Source organism: Ensifer sp. 2TAB8 (assembly GCF_052115125.1).
In the GTDB taxonomy this organism is placed as follows: Bacteria; Pseudomonadota; Alphaproteobacteria; order Rhizobiales; family Rhizobiaceae; genus Ensifer.
In genome coordinates, this window is the sequence record NZ_JBFRGB010000051.1 from 1 (window position 1) to 17,652 (window position 17,652).

Sequence of the window (17,652 nt, forward strand, 5' to 3'; positions counted from 1 at the left end):
GGCACGGAAATGGTTATGCCGGGCGACAACGTCACGGTTGCCGTCGAGCTGATCGTTCCGATCGCGATGGAAGAAAAGCTGCGCTTCGCGATCCGCGAAGGCGGCCGTACCGTCGGCGCAGGCATCGTTGCCTCCATCGTCGAGTAATCTGCTGATTAAGAGTCAGTAGGAAGGCCCCGCCGGCGACGGCGGGGCCTTTTTCGTTGGGCAAGTCGCCAGCACCGCGTTGATGAAGGCGCGCTTGCCGCCAGCGTAATAATCCCAATCGCTTCCGGCCTCCGTGGCGAGCCGTCTTTTCAACGCCTCATATTGCGCCGCATAGTCCGGCCTTTCCCGTAACCGGTTCCGGAAGAGCAGGCGATCCGCATGGGCGGCGTTGTCGTCTCCGCAGAGGTAGAGCCGCGAGCCATAGGGAAGCGTTGCCGTCGTAAACGTCCGTAGGCCGCTTGCGCGCGGGTCGCCGTGAAAGGTGTAGCCCGCGTTGCAGGCGAGCGCTGAGCTTCGGCAACGCCCCTACGTCCACCATCACCGCATCGATATCGATCTTCGGCTTTGCTGCCAGTCCGGGTATCGCCGTGCTGCCGATGTGATGGACCTCGCGGACGAAAGGCGAGAGCAGGGCGGTGATGGAAAGCGCCCGCTCATCAAAGAGTGACGGCCAGAAGGGATCATATTCGACCAGTGTGACGCGCGACATGCGAATCGAGTTCGGTGAGGGGGCTTCTGGCAGGATAGCGAATGGCCACAGCGCTGCGACCATTTCTGAGTGGCGAGGCAATGACTTGCCCTTCTTTGTGGGGCGCTCCAGCCGGCAGGGCAGGGGATAGATGCAATTGAATGCGGATTTTTTAGGATCGGCGTTGAAAGGTGCTTGTCATCCTCCGGCAAACTGAATATGAAGCCGCTGACTTGAGGCGGCGACACGTTGTTGAACGAGGACGCAACCGAATAGGGGTATAGCTCAGTTGGTAGAGCGGCGGTCTCCAAAACCGCAGGTCGGGGGTTCGAGCCCCTCTGCCCCTGCCATTCTTCTCAGGCTTTCAAAAACTGAGGGTTCGGCAGAGTAAGTTTAAGGACCGGTTATACGGTCGACGAAATTCACAGAAAAGACTGATTGGCTCTTGTAGTTTTTGGAATCGGTCTTTATGTAGGGTCCAAACAGACACGCGGTGCGTGGGGCTGAATCATCGGCTTTACGCGCCGTAATGGCGTGAGCATTACATGGCATCCAAAACGAATCCGGTAACGTTTCTGCAGCAGGTTCGCTCTGAGACGTCGAAAGTGACTTGGCCTTCCCGGCGCGAGACGATGATCTCGACGCTGATGGTTTTTGTCATGGTCTTTTTTGCCGCCGCCTTCTTCTTTGCTGCGGACCAGTTGATGGGTTGGCTGATCGGCCTCATCCTCAACGTTGGCGCTTGATTGGGTGGAGGGTAGCATGGCTGCGCGCTGGTATATAGTTCACGCCTATTCGAACTTCGAAAAGAAGGTCGCCGAATCGATCGAGGAAAAGGCCAAGCAGAAGGGTCTCGAGCATCTGTTCGAGAAGATTCTCGTGCCGACCGAGAAGGTTGTCGAAGTGCGTCGCGGCCGCAAGGTCGACGCCGAGCGCAAGTTCTTCCCGGGCTACGTTCTGGTTCGCGCCAATCTGACGGATGAGGCCTTCCACCTTATCAAGAACACGCCGAAGGTGACGGGTTTCCTCGGGACGGACAGCAAGCCGGTTCCGATTCCGGACCATGAGGCTGAGCGCATCCTTGGTCAGGTCCAGGATGGCGTCGAGCGTCCGAAGCCTTCGGTTTCGTTCGAGATCGGCGAACAGGTTCGCGTTTCGGATGGTCCGTTCGCCTCGTTCAACGGCGTCGTTCAGGATGTCGACGAAGAGCGTTCGCGCCTCAAGGTCGAAGTTTCGATCTTCGGTCGCGCGACCCCGGTCGAGCTGGAATACGGTCAGGTCGAGAAGGTCTGATAAGGCCTTAAAAGGATAGGGTGGGTTTCGGCCCATTCTGGCGGAGAAATCCGCATGCGCGTGGAAGGAGGCCGGCCTTAGCCGGGTCGGATGTTCCGCACCACGCAACCGCAGCCGCCGGTCCCAGTGATCGGCACAAGCCGGGCAACCGGCGCAATTGATCCTCGGAGCGATCCGTCGCAAGGGGATTTCAGAAAGGCAGAGAGAAATGGCTAAGAAAGTTGCAGGCCAGCTCAAGCTGCAGGTGAAGGCTGGGTCGGCCAATCCGTCCCCGCCGATCGGTCCTGCGCTCGGTCAGCGTGGCATTAACATCATGGAATTCTGCAAGGCGTTCAATGCCGCCACGCAGGAAATGGAAAAGGGTATGCCGATTCCGGTCGTCATCACCTATTACCAGGACAAGTCCTTCACCTTCGTCATGAAGCAGCCGCCGGTCAGCTACTTCCTGAAGAAGGAAGCAAAGATCCAGTCCGGTTCGAAGACCCCCGGTAAGGGCGGTTCGGCTGGCAAGCTCACCAAGGCTCAGATCAAGTCGATCGCCGAAGCCAAGATGAAGGATCTCAATGCTGCCGATATCGAAGGCGCAATGGCCATGATCGAGGGCTCTGCCCGCGCTATGGGCCTGGAAGTGGTAGGCTAAGACCATGGCGAAGATTGCAAAGCGAGTACAGAAGTCCCGCGAGGGCGTTGACCCGACGAAGATCTACGGCCTCACCGAAGCCGTCTCGATGGTCAAGGAACGCGCAACTGCCAAGTTCGACGAAACCATCGAAGTTGCGATGAACCTCGGCGTTGACCCGCGCCACGCCGACCAGATGGTCCGCGGCGTTGTCAACCTGCCGAATGGCACCGGCCGCTCGGTTCGCGTCGCCGTTTTCGCACGTGGCGCCAAGGCTGACGAAGCCAAGGCTGCTGGTGCTGACGTCGTTGGCGCAGAAGAGCTCGTCGAAATCGTCCAGGGCGGCAAGATCGATTTCGATCGCTGCATCGCGACCCCGGACATGATGCCGCTCGTCGGCCGCCTCGGTAAGGTTCTCGGCCCGCGCGGCATGATGCCGAACCCGAAGGTCGGCACGGTTACGATGGATGTCGCTGGTGCCGTTAAGGCTTCCAAGGGCGGCGCCGTTGAATTCCGCGTCGAGAAGGCCGGTATCGTTCACGCTGGCATCGGCAAGGCGTCCTTCGACGCCAAGGCGCTGGAAGAAAACATCCGTGCTTTCGCTGACGCCGTGGTCAAGGCGAAGCCGACCGGTGCCAAGGGCAACTACGTCAAGCGCGTCGCAATTTCGTCGACCATGGGCCCGGGTCTCAAGATCGACCCCGCCACGCTCAGYGTCGCCTAATGAATTTCGGGCTTCGGCCCGAGACTGAATTCCCGGCCTTTCGGGGCCGGGAATCCGGACGTCAAGTCCGGAATTCCTGTCCGAGATTGCGGGTGGTTTTACCTTAATCACTTCGGCCTGCATGAGACGGGTAAGATCTGAATTTCACTATGACGCCGGAGGCGTCGAAATTCGGTTCGAACCTCGCTTGCCTTGTGTCAGACCCGGCTCTTCCGGGAACGCCAAGGGACAGGATCCTTAAGCGTTATCAGGGATCGAGCTCGATCTCGGGTGACAAAGGCAAACCCGGCAGGGCTGCATTTTGCAACCCTGCCTACTGGAGACAGACAGTGGAAAGAGCGGAAAAACGCGAATTCGTCACGGAGCTGAACGAAGTCTTCAAGGCTTCCGGTTCGGTTGTCGTGGCCCACTATGCTGGTGTCACAGTTGCGCAGATGAACGACTTCCGTTCGAAAATGCGCGCTGCTGGCGGCACCGTCAAAGTCGCGAAAAACCGCCTGGCCAAGATCGCTCTTCAGGGCACCGAGTCGGAAGGGATGACCAATCTCTTCAAGGGTCAGACGCTGATCGCATACAGCGAAGACCCGATCACGGCTCCTAAGGTTGTCATGGATTTCGCCAAGACCAACGACAAGCTCGTTGTTCTCGGTGGCGCCATGGGCACGACCACGCTCAACGCCGAAGCAGTCAAGTCGCTTGCGACCCTGCCTTCGCTCGACGAGCTGCGCGCAAAGCTGCTGGGCCTTCTCAATGCCCCGGCAACCCGCGTCGCAACGGTTGTTCAGGCACCGGCAAGCCAGCTTGCTCGCGTGTTCTCGGCCTATGCCAAGAAGGACGAAGCCGCCTAAGGCGGATTTTCGCTGTTGTATTTAAAACCAGTTCGAACCGAACAAAAGGAAAAGTAAAATGGCTGATCTCGCAAAGATCGTTGAAGACCTCTCCTCGCTGACCGTTCTGGAAGCCGCTGAGCTTTCCAAGCTGCTCGAAGAGAAGTGGGGCGTTTCGGCTGCTGCTCCGGTAGCTGTCGCTGCTGCTGGCGGCGCTGCTGCTCCGGCTGCTGCTGAAGAAGAAAAGACCGAGTTTGACGTTATCCTCGTTGACGCTGGCGCCAACAAGATCAACGTCATCAAGGAAGTCCGCGCTATCACCGGCCTCGGCCTCAAGGAAGCCAAGGACCTGGTCGAAGGCGCTCCGAAGCCGGTCAAGGAAGCTGTTTCCAAGGCTGAAGCTGCTGACCTCAAGAAGAAGCTCGAAGAAGCTGGCGCCAAGGTTGACGTCAAGTAATTCGGCTACATGCAAGGGGAGGTGGCCTTTTCAGGCCGCCTCTCTTTGACCGTTTTTAGAACATATTACCCAAAAGCCTGTCGAAAAACGGCTTTTGGGTAATGGGTTCTTCAAGAGGATGGTCTCGAACGGAAGGCAGCACAGCAATCCGCGCTGAGCGTTTTCCGTGAGTTGGACGAGATTGAACTACTCATTGATTGACGGGGTCGACTGGCCATCGGTTCCCGTCCGTTGCAGGCCCGGATGCAAGATTGACAAGGAGCGACGATGGCTCAGACCCTTTCGTTTAACGGTCGCAGGCGCGTACGCAAGTTTTTTGGTAAAATTCCAGAAGTCGCAGAAATGCCGAACCTCATCGAGGTTCAAAAGGCATCCTACGACCAGTTTCTGATGGTTGAAGAGCCCAAGGGCGGTCGCCCTGATGAAGGGCTTCAAGCTGTTTTCAAGTCGGTTTTTCCGATCAAGGATTTCTCGGGCGCATCGATGCTTGAATTCGTTTCGTACGAATTCGAGCCGCCGAAGTTCGACGTCGAAGAATGCCGTCAGCGCGATCTGACCTACGCAGCGCCGCTTAAGGTGACGCTGCGCCTCATCGTGTTCGATATCGACGAGGATACCGGCGCAAAGTCGATCAAGGACATCAAGGAACAGAACGTCTACATGGGCGACATGCCGCTCATGACTGACAACGGTACGTTCATCGTCAACGGCACCGAGCGCGTCATCGTTTCGCAGATGCACCGTTCGCCGGGCGTGTTCTTCGACCACGACAAGGGCAAGAGCCATTCGTCGGGCAAGCTGCTCTTTGCAGCCCGCGTCATTCCTTACCGTGGTTCCTGGCTCGACATCGAGTTTGACGCCAAGGACATCGTGCACGCCCGTATCGACCGCCGCCGCAAGATTCCGGTGTCGTCGCTTCTGATGGCGCTCGGCATGGACGGCGAGGAAATCCTCGACACCTTCTACACGAAGTCGCTCTACCAGCGCGACGGCGAAGGCTGGCGCGTGCCGTTCCAGCCTGATGCCCTGAAGGGTCAGAAGGCCATCACTGAGATGGTTGACGCCGATACCGGCGAAGTCGTCGTCGAGGCCGGCAAGAAGCTGACCCCGCGTCTGCTTCGTCAGCTGCAGGACAAGGGTCTGAAGGCGCTCAAGGCGACCAATGACGATCTCTATGGCAACTATCTTGCCGAAGACGTCGTCAACTTCGCGACCGGCGAGATCTACCTCGAAGCCGGCGACGAGATCGACGAGAAGACGCTTCCGCTCATTCTCTCGGCTGGTTTTGACGAGATCCCGGTTCTCGACATCGACCACATCAATGTCGGCGCCTACATCCGCAACACGCTTGCAGCCGACAAGAACGAGAACCGTCAGGACGCCCTGTTCGACATCTACCGCGTCATGCGTCCGGGTGAGCCGCCGACCATGGATTCCGCGGAAGCCATGTTCAACACGCTGTTCTTCGATGCCGAGCGCTACGACCTTTCGGCCGTTGGTCGCGTCAAGATGAACATGCGCCTCGACCTCGAGGTCGCCGACACCGTGCGCATCCTGCGCAAGGAAGACATCCTGGCTGTCGTCAAGATGCTCGTCGAGCTGCGCGACGGCAAGGGCGAGATCGACGACATCGACAACCTCGGCAACCGCCGTGTTCGTTCTGTCGGCGAGCTCATGGAGAACCAGTACCGTCTCGGCCTGCTCCGCATGGAGCGCGCGATCAAGGAACGTATGTCCTCGATCGAAATCGACACGGTCATGCCGCAGGATCTGATCAACGCGAAGCCGGCAGCTGCCGCCGTTCGCGAGTTCTTCGGATCCTCGCAGCTGTCGCAGTTCATGGACCAGGTAAACCCGCTTTCGGAAATCACCCACAAGCGCCGTCTGTCGGCTCTTGGCCCGGGTGGTCTGACCCGCGAGCGTGCTGGCTTCGAAGTCCGCGACGTTCACCCGACCCACTACGGTCGTATTTGCCCGATCGAAACGCCGGAAGGCCCGAACATCGGTCTGATCAACTCGCTTGCAACCTTCGCCCGCGTCAACAAGTACGGCTTCATCGAGAGCCCGTACCGCAAGATCGTCGACGGCAAGGTGACGAACGACGTCGTCTATCTCTCGGCGATGGAAGAAGCGAAGTACCATGTGGCGCAGGCAAACTCGACGCTGAACGAAGACAACTCGTTCTCTGAAGAGTTCGTCGTTTGCCGTCACTCCGGTGAAGTTATGCTGGCGCCGCGCGACAACATCAACCTGATGGACGTTTCGCCGAAGCAGCTCGTTTCGGTCGCGGCCGCGCTCATCCCGTTCCTTGAGAACGACGACGCCAACCGCGCACTGATGGGCTCGAACATGCAGCGTCAGGCCGTGCCGCTGCTGCGCGCCGAAGCTCCGTTCGTCGGTACCGGCATGGAGCCGGTCGTTGCCCGCGATTCCGGCGCTGCGATTGCAGCCCGTCGTGGCGGTGTCGTCGACCAGGTTGACGCGACCCGTATCGTTATCCGCGCGACCGAAGACCTCGATCCGTCGAAGTCGGGCGTCGATATCTATCGTCTGCAGAAGTTCCAGCGTTCGAACCAGAACACCTGCGTCAATCAGCGCCCGCTGGTGACCGTCGGTGACGTCCTGAACAAGGGCGACATCATCGCTGACGGTCCGTCGACCGACCTTGGTGACCTGGCTCTCGGCCGCAACGCGCTCGTCGCGTTCATGCCCTGGAACGGCTACAACTACGAAGACTCGATCCTGCTCTCCGAGCGGATCGTGCGCGACGACGTGTTCACCTCCATCCACATCGAAGAATTCGAAGTGATGGCGCGTGACACCAAGCTGGGTCCGGAAGAAATCACCCGCGACATTCCGAACGTTTCGGAAGAAGCGCTGCGCAACCTCGACGAAGCCGGTATCGTCTATATCGGTGCTGAGGTTCAGCCGGGTGACATCCTCGTCGGCAAGATCACGCCGAAGGGCGAAAGCCCGATGACGCCGGAAGAAAAGCTTCTGCGCGCCATCTTCGGTGAAAAGGCCTCCGACGTTCGCGACACCTCGATGCGCATGCCCCCGGGCACCTTCGGTACCGTCGTCGAAGTTCGCGTCTTCAACCGCCACGGCGTTGAGAAGGACGAGCGCGCGATGGCAATCGAGCGCGAGGAAATCGAACGCCTCGCCAAGGACCGCGACGACGAACAGGCGATCCTCGATCGTAACGTCTACGCACGTCTCGTCGATATGCTGCGTGGCCACACGGCCGTTGCCGGCCCGAAGGGCTTCAAGAAGGGCACCGAGCTTTCGAACCTGGTCGTCAGCGAATACCCCCGCTCGCAGTGGTGGATGTTCGCCGTCGAAGACGAAAAGGCTCAGGGCGAAATCGAAGCTCTGCGGGCCCAGTACGACGAATCCAAGTCGCGCCTTGAACAGCGCTTCATGGACAAGGTCGAGAAGGTCCAGCGCGGCGACGAAATGCCTCCGGGCGTCATGAAGATGGTCAAGGTCTTCGTCGCTGTTAAGCGCAAGATCCAGCCGGGCGATAAGATGGCCGGCCGTCACGGCAACAAGGGTGTCGTGTCGCGTATCGTGCCGATCGAAGACATGCCGTTCCTCGAAGACGGTACGCATGTCGACGTCGTTCTGAACCCGCTCGGCGTGCCTTCGCGCATGAACGTCGGCCAGATCCTCGAAACCCATCTTGGCTGGGCTTGCGCCGGCATGGGCAAGAAGATCGGTGCGATGCTCGATGCTTACAAGGCAGGTGCCGATATTCAGCCGCTGCGCGACACCATCGACAGCGTCATCGGGTCGGGCCCGAAGGGTGAGCCGATCAAGCAATACGACGATGAATCGATCGTACGCCTGGCCGAGCAGACCCGTCGTGGTGTTTCGATCGCAACGCCGGTCTTTGACGGTGCTGTCGAGGCCGACGTCAACGAGATGCTGGAGCAGGCAGGCCTGAAGGTGACCGGTCAGTCGACGCTTTATGATGGCCGTACCGGTGATCAGTTCGACCGTCAGGTGACCGTGGGCTACATCTACATGCTGAAGCTCAACCACCTCGTCGACGACAAGATCCACGCTCGTTCGATCGGTCCGTACTCGCTCGTCACCCAGCAGCCGCTGGGCGGCAAGGCGCAGTTCGGCGGTCAGCGCTTCGGGGAAATGGAAGTCTGGGCGCTGGAAGCGTACGGGGCAGCCTACACCCTGCAGGAAATGCTGACGGTCAAGTCGGACGACGTTGCGGGTCGTACCAAGGTCTACGAAGCGATCGTCCGTGGCGACGACACCTTCGAGGCGGGCATTCCGGAGAGCTTCAACGTTCTCGTCAAGGAAATGCGCTCGCTGGGCCTCTCGGTCGAACTCGAAAACTCGAAGGTCGACGAAGCTGGCGCGACGCAACTGCCGGACGCAGCCGAGTAAGACGATCCATGGTGCGTGCCGCGATGCGGCGCGCACCGTTTCCGCCTGAAGACGCTGGCGTCTTCGGCAGGAACAGAGCCGCAGCCAATGCGGTTTTAGCTGTTTATGGGGCAGGGGCCGGCGCCCGGGATTTGTCGGCACCCTCGCCAAGCTCAGGGCGTAAAGCCCGTAAAGGAGACAGGCATGAACCAAGAGGTCATGAATCTTTTCAATCCGCAGGTGCCTGCACAGACCTTCGATTCCATCCGGATTTCGATCGCCTCGCCGGAGAAGATTCTTTCCTGGTCTTACGGTGAGATCAAGAAGCCGGAGACGATCAACTACCGCACGTTCAAGCCGGAACGCGACGGTCTGTTCTGCGCGCGCATCTTTGGCCCGATCAAGGACTACGAGTGCCTGTGCGGCAAGTACAAGCGCATGAAGTACAAGGGCATCATCTGCGAAAAGTGCGGCGTCGAAGTCACGCTGTCGCGCGTTCGCCGTGAGCGCATGGGCCACATCGAGCTCGCCGCTCCCGTTGCCCACATCTGGTTCCTGAAGTCGCTGCCGAGCCGCATCTCGACGCTGCTCGACATGACGCTGAAGGATGTCGAGCGCGTTCTGTACTTCGAAAACTACATCGTCACCGAGCCTGGTCTGACGTCGCTGAAGGAAAACCAGCTCCTCAGCGAAGAAGACTACATGCTCGCCGTCGACGAGTTCGGCGAAGATCAGTTCACCGCGATGATCGGTGCTGAAGCGATCTATGAAATGCTCGCTTCGATGAATCTCGAAAAGATCGCCGGCGATCTGCGTGCGGAACTGGCCGAGACGACCTCGGATCTGAAGCAGAAGAAGCTGATGAAGCGGCTGAAGATCGTCGAGAATTTCATGGAGTCCGGCAACCGTCCGGAATGGATGATCATGAAGGTCGTTCCGGTGATCCCGCCGGATCTGCGTCCGCTCGTCCCGCTCGACGGTGGCCGTTTCGCGACGTCGGATCTGAACGATCTCTATCGCCGCGTCATCAACCGTAACAACCGTCTGAAGCGCCTGATCGAACTGCGCGCTCCGGGCATCATCATCCGCAACGAAAAGCGCATGCTGCAGGAATCTGTGGACGCGCTGTTCGATAACGGCCGTCGTGGCCGCGTCATCACCGGCGCCAACAAGCGCCCGCTGAAGTCGCTGTCCGACATGCTCAAGGGCAAGCAGGGCCGGTTCCGTCAGAACCTGCTCGGCAAGCGCGTCGACTATTCCGGCCGCTCGGTCATCGTGACCGGTCCGGAACTGAAGCTGCACCAGTGCGGTCTTCCGAAGAAGATGGCGCTCGAGCTGTTCAAGCCGTTCATCTACGCCCGCCTCGACGCCAAGGGTTACTCCTCGACCGTCAAGCAGGCCAAGAAGCTCGTCGAAAAGGAAAAGCCGGAAGTCTGGGACATCCTCGACGAGGTTATCCGCGAGCATCCGGTTCTGTTGAACCGCGCACCGACGCTGCACCGCCTGGGCATCCAGGCCTTCGAACCGACCCTGGTCGAAGGCAAGGCGATCCAGCTGCACCCGCTCGTCTGCACGGCCTTCAACGCCGACTTCGACGGCGACCAGATGGCCGTTCACGTGCCGCTGTCGCTCGAAGCGCAGCTTGAAGCCCGCGTTCTGATGATGTCGACGAACAACATCCTGCACCCGGCAAACGGCGCGCCGATCATCGTTCCGTCGCAGGACATGGTTCTCGGTCTCTACTATCTGTCGATCCTGAACCAGAACGAGCCGGGCGAAGGCATGGCGTTCTCGGACATGGGCGAGCTGCATCACGCGCTCGAAACCAAGGCCGTGACCCTGCACGCCAAGATTCGTGGCCGCTTCAAGACCGTCGACGCCGAGGGCAACCCGGTTTCGAAGATCTACGAAACGACGCCTGGCCGCATGATCATCGGCGAACTGTTGCCGCGCAACGTCAACGTGCCGTTCGAGACCTGCAACCAGGAAATGACCAAGAAGAACATCTCCAAGATGATCGACACGGTCTACCGTCACTGCGGTCAGAAAGACACGGTCATCTTCTGCGACCGCATCATGCAGCTCGGCTTTGCCCATGCCTGCCGCGCCGGCATTTCGTTCGGCAAGGACGACATGGTCATTCCGGACACCAAGGTGAAGATCGTCGGCGATACTGAAGCGCTCGTGAAGGAATACGAGCAGCAGTACAATGACGGCCTCATCACCCAGGGCGAAAAGTACAACAAGGTTGTCGACGCCTGGGGTAAGGCGACCGAGAAGGTCGCCGACGAAATGATGGCCCGCATTAAGGCTGTAGAGTTCGACGACAACGGCCGTCAGAAGCCGATGAACTCGATCTACATGATGTCGCACTCCGGCGCCCGTGGTTCTCCGAACCAGATGCGTCAGCTGGGCGGCATGCGCGGCCTGATGGCCAAGCCCTCGGGCGAAATCATCGAGACGCCGATCATCTCGAACTTCAAGGAAGGCCTCACCGTTAACGAGTACTTCAACTCGACCCACGGTGCCCGTAAGGGCCTGGCCGACACCGCCTTGAAGACCGCGAACTCGGGCTACCTGACCCGTCGTCTCGTCGACGTGGCGCAGGATTGCATCGTCAACTCCGTCGATTGCGGCACCGAGAACGGCCTCACCATGACGGCGATCGTCGACGCCGGTCAGGTTGTGGCTTCGCTTGGCGCGCGTATCCTTGGTCGTACGGCTCTGGATGACATCGATCACCCGGTCACCGGCGCTCGCCTCGTCGACGCTGGTCGGATGATCCTTGAGCCCGACGTCATCGAGATCGAAAAGGCTGGTATTCAGTCGATCCGTATCCGTTCGGCACTGACCTGCGAAATCCAGACGGGCGTTTGCGGCGTCTGCTACGGCCGCGACCTGGCACGTGGTACGCCGGTCAACATGGGCGAAGCGGTTGGCGTTATCGCTGCACAGTCGATCGGTGAACCGGGCACCCAGCTCACCATGCGTACCTTCCACCTGGGCGGTACGGCGACCGTGGTCGACCAGTCGTTCCTGGAAGCGTCCTACGAAGGCACGGTTCAGATCAAGAACCGCAACATGCTGCGCAACTCGGACGGCGTTCTCGTCGCGATGGGCCGTAACATGGCGGTCCAGATCCTGGACGAGCGCGGCGTCGAGCGTTCTTCGCAGCGCGTTGCCTATGGTTCGAAGATCCTCGTCGACGATGGTGACAAGGTGAAGCGCGGTCAGCGTCTCGCCGAGTGGGATCCCTACACCCGTCCGATGATGACGGAAGTGGAAGGTACCGTTCACTTCGAAGACGTCGTCGACGGCATCTCGGTGCTCGAAGCGACCGACGAATCCACCGGCATCACCAAGCGTCAGGTTATCGACTGGCGTTCGACTCCGCGTGGTACGGACCTGAAGCCGGCGATCGTCATCAAGGACAAGAATGGTGCGGTCATGAAGCTGTCGCGTGGTGGTGACGCCCGCTTCATGCTTTCGGTTGACGCCATTCTTTCGGTGGAACCGGGCACGAAGGTCTCCCAGGGTGACGTGCTTGCACGTTCGCCGCTGGAAAGCGCCAAGACCAAGGACATCACCGGTGGTCTGCCGCGCGTTGCCGAACTGTTCGAAGCTCGTCGTCCGAAGGATCACGCCATCATCGCTGAGATCGATGGTACCATCCGCTTCGGCCGCGACTACAAGAACAAGCGTCGCGTTCTGATCGAGCCGGCGGAAGACGGTGTTGAGCCGGTCGAATACCTGATCCCGAAGGGCAAGCCCTTCCATCTTCAGGATGGCGACTACATCGAAAAGGGCGACTACATCCTCGACGGCAATCCGGCGCCGCACGACATCCTGGCGATCAAGGGCGTGGAAGCACTTGCTTCCTACCTGGTCAACGAAATCCAGGAAGTCTACCGACTGCAGGGCGTTGTCATCAACGACAAGCACATCGAGGTGATCGTCCGTCAGATGCTGCAGAAGGTGGAAATCACCGATGCAGGCGACTCGACCTACATTGTCGGCGACAATGTCGATCGTATCGAGCTCGAAGACGTCAACGACGGCCTGATCGAACAGGGCAAGAAGCCGGCATACGGCGATCCGGTCCTGCTCGGCATCACCAAGGCCTCGCTGCAGACACCGTCGTTCATCTCGGCAGCGTCGTTCCAGGAAACCACCAAGGTCCTGACCGAAGCGGCGATCGCCGGCAAGACGGACGGCCTGCAGGGCCTGAAGGAAAACGTCATCGTCGGCCGTCTGATCCCGGCCGGTACCGGTGGCACGATGACCCAGATCCGTCGCATCGCAACCGCGCGCGACGAAATGATCCTGGAAGAGCGTCGTCGTGGCACGGGTGCGGATGTCGCAACGCCGATGCTCGCCGATCTCGCCAACGAGAACGCAGCAGCCGAATAAGCGAGGGGGCGGTCTCCGCCCTTTGAGCCAACGAAGAAAAGCCGCCGAGAGCGATCTCGGTGGCTTTTCCTTTGAGCGGTCACCGCGCGCGGCAAAGCCGAGGGGGACGATCTTTTGAACGTGAACTTAGCTGAAGCGGATAATCGCCACTTCGCCTTCGAGCGCACCCTGGTAGGCTGAGGCGTGAGGCTCTTCGCTCGGGACTTCGGTCAATGTACCGATCTGGTCCAGGTCAGCCTCGAGAAAACCTTCTTCGGCAAGTGCGTTCAGCGCTTCGCGAACGGCGGTATCGTCGTCGGGCGCCTTGAGCATCACGTGAATGTCCACGCCGTCTCCGTCGCCGTCGGTCTCGTAGGCTTTGCCGATGATGATGAACACCATCGGTTCGTCCGGGGCATTGTCGTTGTCTGGGGTGACGGCCATTTTGTTTCCTTTCGAATGACTGGCGGGACCTTAGCGTCCTTTTAAACCCAGCGCGACGGAAATGCAGTGCCCTTCGAACGCTTCTCCTGGGGCCGACTCGAAGTCGGTGGAAAACCGCCACAAAGWGGTTGCCGATTCCTTAACCCTGTCGGACACTCTGCGGGCTGAAGGGGCAAAGAGGCGGACGCCGGGTACGGAACCATGTGCAAAAGCCTTGTTTTGCAGGCATGTCAGGCCTGTGCGCGATAGAATATTTCTTAATTGCCCTTGACTGTTGGCCTTGAAATCAGTACACCCCGCCGCATCGGAGCCCATGTGAGGCTGGCTGGTTCGGAACGTCGCGTTCTGGAGTTCGCCTCAAACAAGGTTCGAAACGCACGCTGACGACAACAATGCTGCACGCATGACGCGCAATATAGTGCGTCCTCTGCTTTATTTGGGGCCATCTGCGGAAAAGCGGATCGGCCCCTGTTTTGCGCATTTCATGAGGCGTTCGACATCGCCGGCGACGGCAACGATCCGCCCGCAAGGGTAACGTGACAAGATTTTGCAAGGATGGGTATATGCCTACCGTAAACCAGCTGATCCGCAAGCCTCGTCAGGCACAGGTAAAGCGCAACAAGGTTCCTGCTCTGCAGGAAAACCCGCAGAAGCGTGGTGTTTGCACCCGCGTTTACACGACGACCCCGAAGAAGCCGAACTCGGCTCTCCGTAAGGTTGCCAAGATTCGCCTGACGAACGGCTTCGAAGTCATCGGCTACATCCCGGGTGAAGGTCACAACCTTCAGGAACACTCGGTTGTTATGATCCGCGGCGGCCGCGTAAAGGACCTTCCGGGTGTTCGTTACCACATCATCCGTGGCGTTCTCGACACCCAGGGTGTCAAGAACCGCAAGCAGCGCCGTTCGAAGTACGGTGCGAAGCGTCCGAAGTAATTCGGTTTTGAAAATCCCGGCGCTGCGCGAGGTCCTCCGCGTGGTAAAGCGCTGAAACAGTTAAAGAGACGAGAAGTATGTCCCGACGTCACAGAGCAGAAAAGCGTGAGATCAACCCGGATCCGAAGTTCGGTGATCTGGTTGTCACGAAGTTCATGAACGCAATCATGCTGCACGGCAAGAAGTCCGTTGCGGAAAGCATCGTTTATGGCGCGTTCGATGCGGTTCAGGTCAAGCTGAAGCAAGAGCCGATCACCGTATTCCATTCCGCGCTCGACAACATTGCGCCGCACGTTGAAGTGCGTTCGCGCCGCGTCGGTGGTGCTACTTACCAGGTTCCGGTCGATGTTCGTCCGGAGCGTCGCCAGGCCCTCGCCATCCGTTGGCTGATCGCGGCCGCACGCAAGCGTAACGAGACGACCATGGTTGATCGCCTTTGCGGCGAACTCATGGACGCAGCGAACAACCGTGGTAGCGCCGTGAAGAAGCGCGAAGACACGCACAAGATGGCTGATGCCAACCGTGCGTTCTCGCATTATCGCTGGTAATTCTGGCGCGAACGTCTCAAGAGGCAGTCCACTATGGCACGCGAATATAAAATCGAAGATTACCGTAACTTCGGTATCATGGCGCACATCGACGCTGGCAAGACCACGACGACCGAGCGCATCCTCTACTACACCGGCAAGTCCCACAAGATCGGCGAAGTCCACGACGGCGCCGCGACCATGGACTGGATGGAGCAGGAGCAGGAACGCGGCATCACCATCACGTCCGCTGCTACGACGACCTTCTGGAAGGGTCGCGATGGCAAGACCCGCCGCTTCAACATCATCGACACGCCCGGTCACGTTGACTTCACCATCGAAGTCGAACGCTCGCTGCGCGTTCTCGACGGCGCCATTGCGCTTCTCGACGCCAACGCAGGTGTTGAGCCTCAGACGGAAACCGTCTGGCGCCAGGCCGAGAAGTACAACGTTCCGCGCATGATCTTCTGCAACAAGATGGACAAGACCGGTGCGGACTTCTACCGCTCGGTCGAGATGATCAAGACCCGCCTGGGCGCGATCGCCGTCGTCATGCAGCTGCCGATCGGCGCTGAAACCGAGTTCAAGGGTGTTATCGACCTGGTCGAGATGAACGCTCTCGTCTGGCGCGACGAATCGCTCGGCGCCCAGTGGGACGTCGTCGAGATTCCGGACGACATGAAGGACAAGGCCGAAGAATATCGCGAAAAGCTGATCGAGACTGTTGTCGAGATCGACGAAGCTGCGATGGAAGCCTACCTCGAAGGCAACATGCCCTCGAACGACAAGATCCGCGAACTGGTTCGCCGCGGCACCATCGACGTGAAGTTCCACCCGATGTTCTGCGGTACCGCGTTCAAGAACAAGGGCGTTCAGCCGCTTCTCGACGCCGTTGTCGACTACCTGCCGTCGCCGCTCGACATTCCGGCGATCAAGGGCATTGACGCCAAGACCGAAGCCGAGATCGAGCGTCACGCTGATGATGCCGAGCCGCTTTCGATGCTTGCGTTCAAGATCATGAACGACCCCTTCGTCGGTTCGCTGACCTTCGCCCGCATCTACTCGGGCAAGCTCGAAAAGGGCTCGTCGGTCATGAACACGGTCAAGGACAAGCGCGAGCGCGTCGGCCGTATGCTGCAGATGCACTCGAACAGCCGTGAAGACATCGAAGAAGCCTTTGCTGGCGACATCGTTGCTCTGGCTGGTCTCAAGGAAACCACCACGGGTGATACACTCTGCGACCCGCTGAAGCCGGTTATCCTCGAGCGCATGGAATTCCCCGAGCCGGTTATCCAGATCGCGATCGAGCCGAAGTCCAAGGGCGACCAGGAAAAGATGGGCCTCGCGCTCAACCGCCTGGCAGCCGAAGACCCGTCGTTCCGCGTCAAGACCGACCAGGAATCCGGCCAGACGATCATCGCCGGCATGGGCGAACTTCACCTCGACATCATCGTCGACCGTATGCGTCGCGAGTTCAAGGTTGAAGCCAACGTCGGTGCGCCGCAGGTTGCCTACCGCGAAACCATCACGCGTCAGCACGAAGAAGACTACACGCACAAGAAGCAGTCCGGTGGTACCGGTCAGTTCGCGCGCGTCAAGCTCGTATTCGAACCGAACCCGGATGGCGAAGATTTCGTCTTCGAATCCAAGATCGTCGGCGGTGCTGTTCCGAAGGAATACATCCCGGGCGTTCAGAAGGGTATCGAAAGCGTTCTGTCTTCCGGTCCGCTCGCTGGCTTCCCGATGCTGGGTGTCAAGGCGACGCTCATCGACGGTGCATTCCATGACGTCGACTCGTCGGTTCTGGCCTTCGAAATCGCTTCGCGTGCTTGCTTCCGTGAAGCTGCCAAGAAGGCCGGTGCACAGCTTCTCGAGCCGATGATGAAGGTTGAAGTCGTAACGCCGGAAGACTACGTCGGCGACGTTATCGGCGACCTCAACTCCCGTCGTGGCCAGATCCAGGGCCAGGAATCGCGTGGCGTTGCCGTCGTGATCAACGCAAACGTCCCGCTGGCGAACATGTTCAAGTACGTCGACAACCTGCGCTCCATGTCGCAGGGCCGCGCACAGTACACGATGACCTTCGATCACTACGCGCCGGTCCCGTCGAACGTCGCACAGGAAATCCAGGCAAAGTATTCCGGTCAGAAGTGACCGGAATACCGATACGCTGAACGCAGATAAAAAAGTTTTCCCCGCGAGGGGATAGAGAACGGAGAGCCGGAAATGGCAAAGAGCAAATTTGAGCGCAACAAGCCGCACGTTAACATTGGCACGATTGGCCACGTTGACCATGGCAAGACGTCGCTGACCGCAGCGATCACGAAGTACTTCGGCGAGTTCAAGGCGTATGACCAGATCGACGCCGCGCCGGA

Annotated in this window: 13 protein-coding genes, 1 tRNA gene and 2 pseudogenes; 14 read left to right on the plus strand and 2 right to left on the minus strand. The window is 59.3% G+C overall.

Translation table 11 applies throughout. The features are described 5' to 3' along the window. Nucleotides 1-147 (plus strand): annotated as a pseudogene (tuf, locus tag AB4Z53_RS34850) (elongation factor Tu); the annotation flags it as partial. 15 nt (nt 148-162) lie between these two features. On the opposite strand, the pseudogene AB4Z53_RS34855 reads toward tuf, so the two are convergent. Further along, nucleotides 163-760, minus strand: a pseudogene (locus tag AB4Z53_RS34855) (GrpB family protein). A gap of 190 nt (nt 761-950) precedes the next feature. On the opposite strand from AB4Z53_RS34855, the gene AB4Z53_RS34860 reads away from it, so the two are divergent. The 9 genes from AB4Z53_RS34860 (at nt 951) to rpoC (ending at nt 13,392) form a co-directional block, all read left to right on the plus strand. Next, nucleotides 951-1,026: transfer RNA gene (locus AB4Z53_RS34860), tRNA-Trp, on the plus strand. A gap of 195 nt (nt 1,027-1,221) precedes the next feature. Beyond that, nucleotides 1,222-1,422, plus strand: coding sequence for a preprotein translocase subunit SecE (gene secE, locus AB4Z53_RS34865; protein ID WP_113541259.1), 201 nt, complete (start codon nt 1,222-1,224; stop codon nt 1,420-1,422). A 16-nt stretch (nt 1,423-1,438) separates the two neighbouring features. Continuing rightward, the gene (gene nusG, locus AB4Z53_RS34870; protein WP_034795476.1) at nt 1,439-1,969 is read left to right on the plus strand and encodes a transcription termination/antitermination protein NusG; all 531 of its coding nucleotides are present in this window, start codon (nt 1,439-1,441) and stop codon (nt 1,967-1,969) included. Nucleotides 1,970-2,177: 208 nt separating this feature from the next. Further along, entirely contained in the window at nt 2,178-2,609 is a 432-nt protein-coding gene (rplK, locus tag AB4Z53_RS34875) for a 50S ribosomal protein L11 (protein ID WP_043626293.1), read from the plus strand. Between the two features lie 4 nt (nt 2,610-2,613). Beyond that, a complete protein-coding gene (rplA, locus tag AB4Z53_RS34880; protein ID WP_043626296.1) occupies nt 2,614-3,312 on the plus strand; it encodes a 50S ribosomal protein L1 in 699 nt (232 codons plus the stop codon). Between the two features lie 329 nt (nt 3,313-3,641). Continuing rightward, the gene (gene rplJ / locus AB4Z53_RS34885) at nt 3,642-4,160 is read left to right on the plus strand and encodes a 50S ribosomal protein L10 (protein ID WP_034795485.1); all 519 of its coding nucleotides are present in this window, start codon (nt 3,642-3,644) and stop codon (nt 4,158-4,160) included. A gap of 58 nt (nt 4,161-4,218) precedes the next feature. Next, entirely contained in the window at nt 4,219-4,596 is a 378-nt protein-coding gene (gene rplL, locus AB4Z53_RS34890) for a 50S ribosomal protein L7/L12 (protein ID WP_113541260.1), read from the plus strand. Nucleotides 4,597-4,863: 267 nt separating this feature from the next. Further along, nucleotides 4,864-9,003 (plus strand): DNA-directed RNA polymerase subunit beta, encoded by a 4,140-nt coding sequence (rpoB, locus tag AB4Z53_RS34895; protein WP_113541261.1) that lies wholly within the window; start codon nt 4,864-4,866, stop codon nt 9,001-9,003. A gap of 183 nt (nt 9,004-9,186) precedes the next feature. Further along, entirely contained in the window at nt 9,187-13,392 is a 4,206-nt protein-coding gene (gene rpoC / locus AB4Z53_RS34900; protein ID WP_113541262.1) for a DNA-directed RNA polymerase subunit beta', read from the plus strand. A gap of 126 nt (nt 13,393-13,518) precedes the next feature. Here the strand turns inward: rpoC and AB4Z53_RS34905 are convergent, their stop codons facing one another. Next, nucleotides 13,519-13,815, minus strand: coding sequence for a transcriptional regulator (locus AB4Z53_RS34905; protein ID WP_113541263.1), 297 nt, complete (start codon nt 13,813-13,815; stop codon nt 13,519-13,521). Between the two features lie 563 nt (nt 13,816-14,378). Between AB4Z53_RS34905 and rpsL the strand changes: the two genes are divergently transcribed. From rpsL to AB4Z53_RS34925, 4 genes are all read left to right on the plus strand, one after another. Next, on the plus strand, nt 14,379-14,750 hold the full coding sequence (gene rpsL / locus AB4Z53_RS34910; protein ID WP_003507760.1) for a 30S ribosomal protein S12: 372 nt from the start codon (nt 14,379-14,381) through the stop codon (nt 14,748-14,750). 77 nt (nt 14,751-14,827) lie between these two features. After that, a complete protein-coding gene (gene rpsG, locus AB4Z53_RS34915; protein ID WP_113541264.1) occupies nt 14,828-15,298 on the plus strand; it encodes a 30S ribosomal protein S7 in 471 nt (156 codons plus the stop codon). 33 nt (nt 15,299-15,331) lie between these two features. Further along, nucleotides 15,332-17,431, plus strand: coding sequence for an elongation factor G (gene fusA / locus AB4Z53_RS34920; protein WP_113541265.1), 2,100 nt, complete (start codon nt 15,332-15,334; stop codon nt 17,429-17,431). A 72-nt stretch (nt 17,432-17,503) separates the two neighbouring features. Then, nucleotides 17,504-17,652: GTP-binding protein (locus AB4Z53_RS34925; RefSeq protein ID WP_421387882.1), on the plus strand; the 149-nt coding region annotated here is incomplete at its 3' end.

Excerpts from the sequence above, each read along its gene's own strand:
- nusG (WP_034795476.1), top strand. The coding sequence starts at position 1,439 with ATGGCTGCGCGCTGGTATATAGTTCACGCCTATTCGAACTTCGAAAAG.
- secE (WP_113541259.1), top strand. The coding sequence starts at position 1,222 with ATGGCATCCAAAACGAATCCGGTAACGTTTCTGCAGCAGGTTCGCTCT.
- rpsG (WP_113541264.1), top strand. The coding sequence starts at position 14,828 with ATGTCCCGACGTCACAGAGCAGAAAAGCGTGAGATCAACCCGGATCCG.
- rpoC (WP_113541262.1), top strand. The coding sequence starts at position 9,187 with ATGAACCAAGAGGTCATGAATCTTTTCAATCCGCAGGTGCCTGCACAG.
- rpoB (WP_113541261.1), top strand. The coding sequence starts at position 4,864 with ATGGCTCAGACCCTTTCGTTTAACGGTCGCAGGCGCGTACGCAAGTTT.
- rpsL (WP_003507760.1), top strand. The coding sequence starts at position 14,379 with ATGCCTACCGTAAACCAGCTGATCCGCAAGCCTCGTCAGGCACAGGTA.
- rplL (WP_113541260.1), top strand. The coding sequence starts at position 4,219 with ATGGCTGATCTCGCAAAGATCGTTGAAGACCTCTCCTCGCTGACCGTT.
- AB4Z53_RS34905 (WP_113541263.1), bottom strand. The coding sequence starts at position 13,815 with ATGGCCGTCACCCCAGACAACGACAATGCCCCGGACGAACCGATGGTG.
- fusA (WP_113541265.1), top strand. The coding sequence starts at position 15,332 with ATGGCACGCGAATATAAAATCGAAGATTACCGTAACTTCGGTATCATG.
- rplK (WP_043626293.1), top strand. The coding sequence starts at position 2,178 with ATGGCTAAGAAAGTTGCAGGCCAGCTCAAGCTGCAGGTGAAGGCTGGG.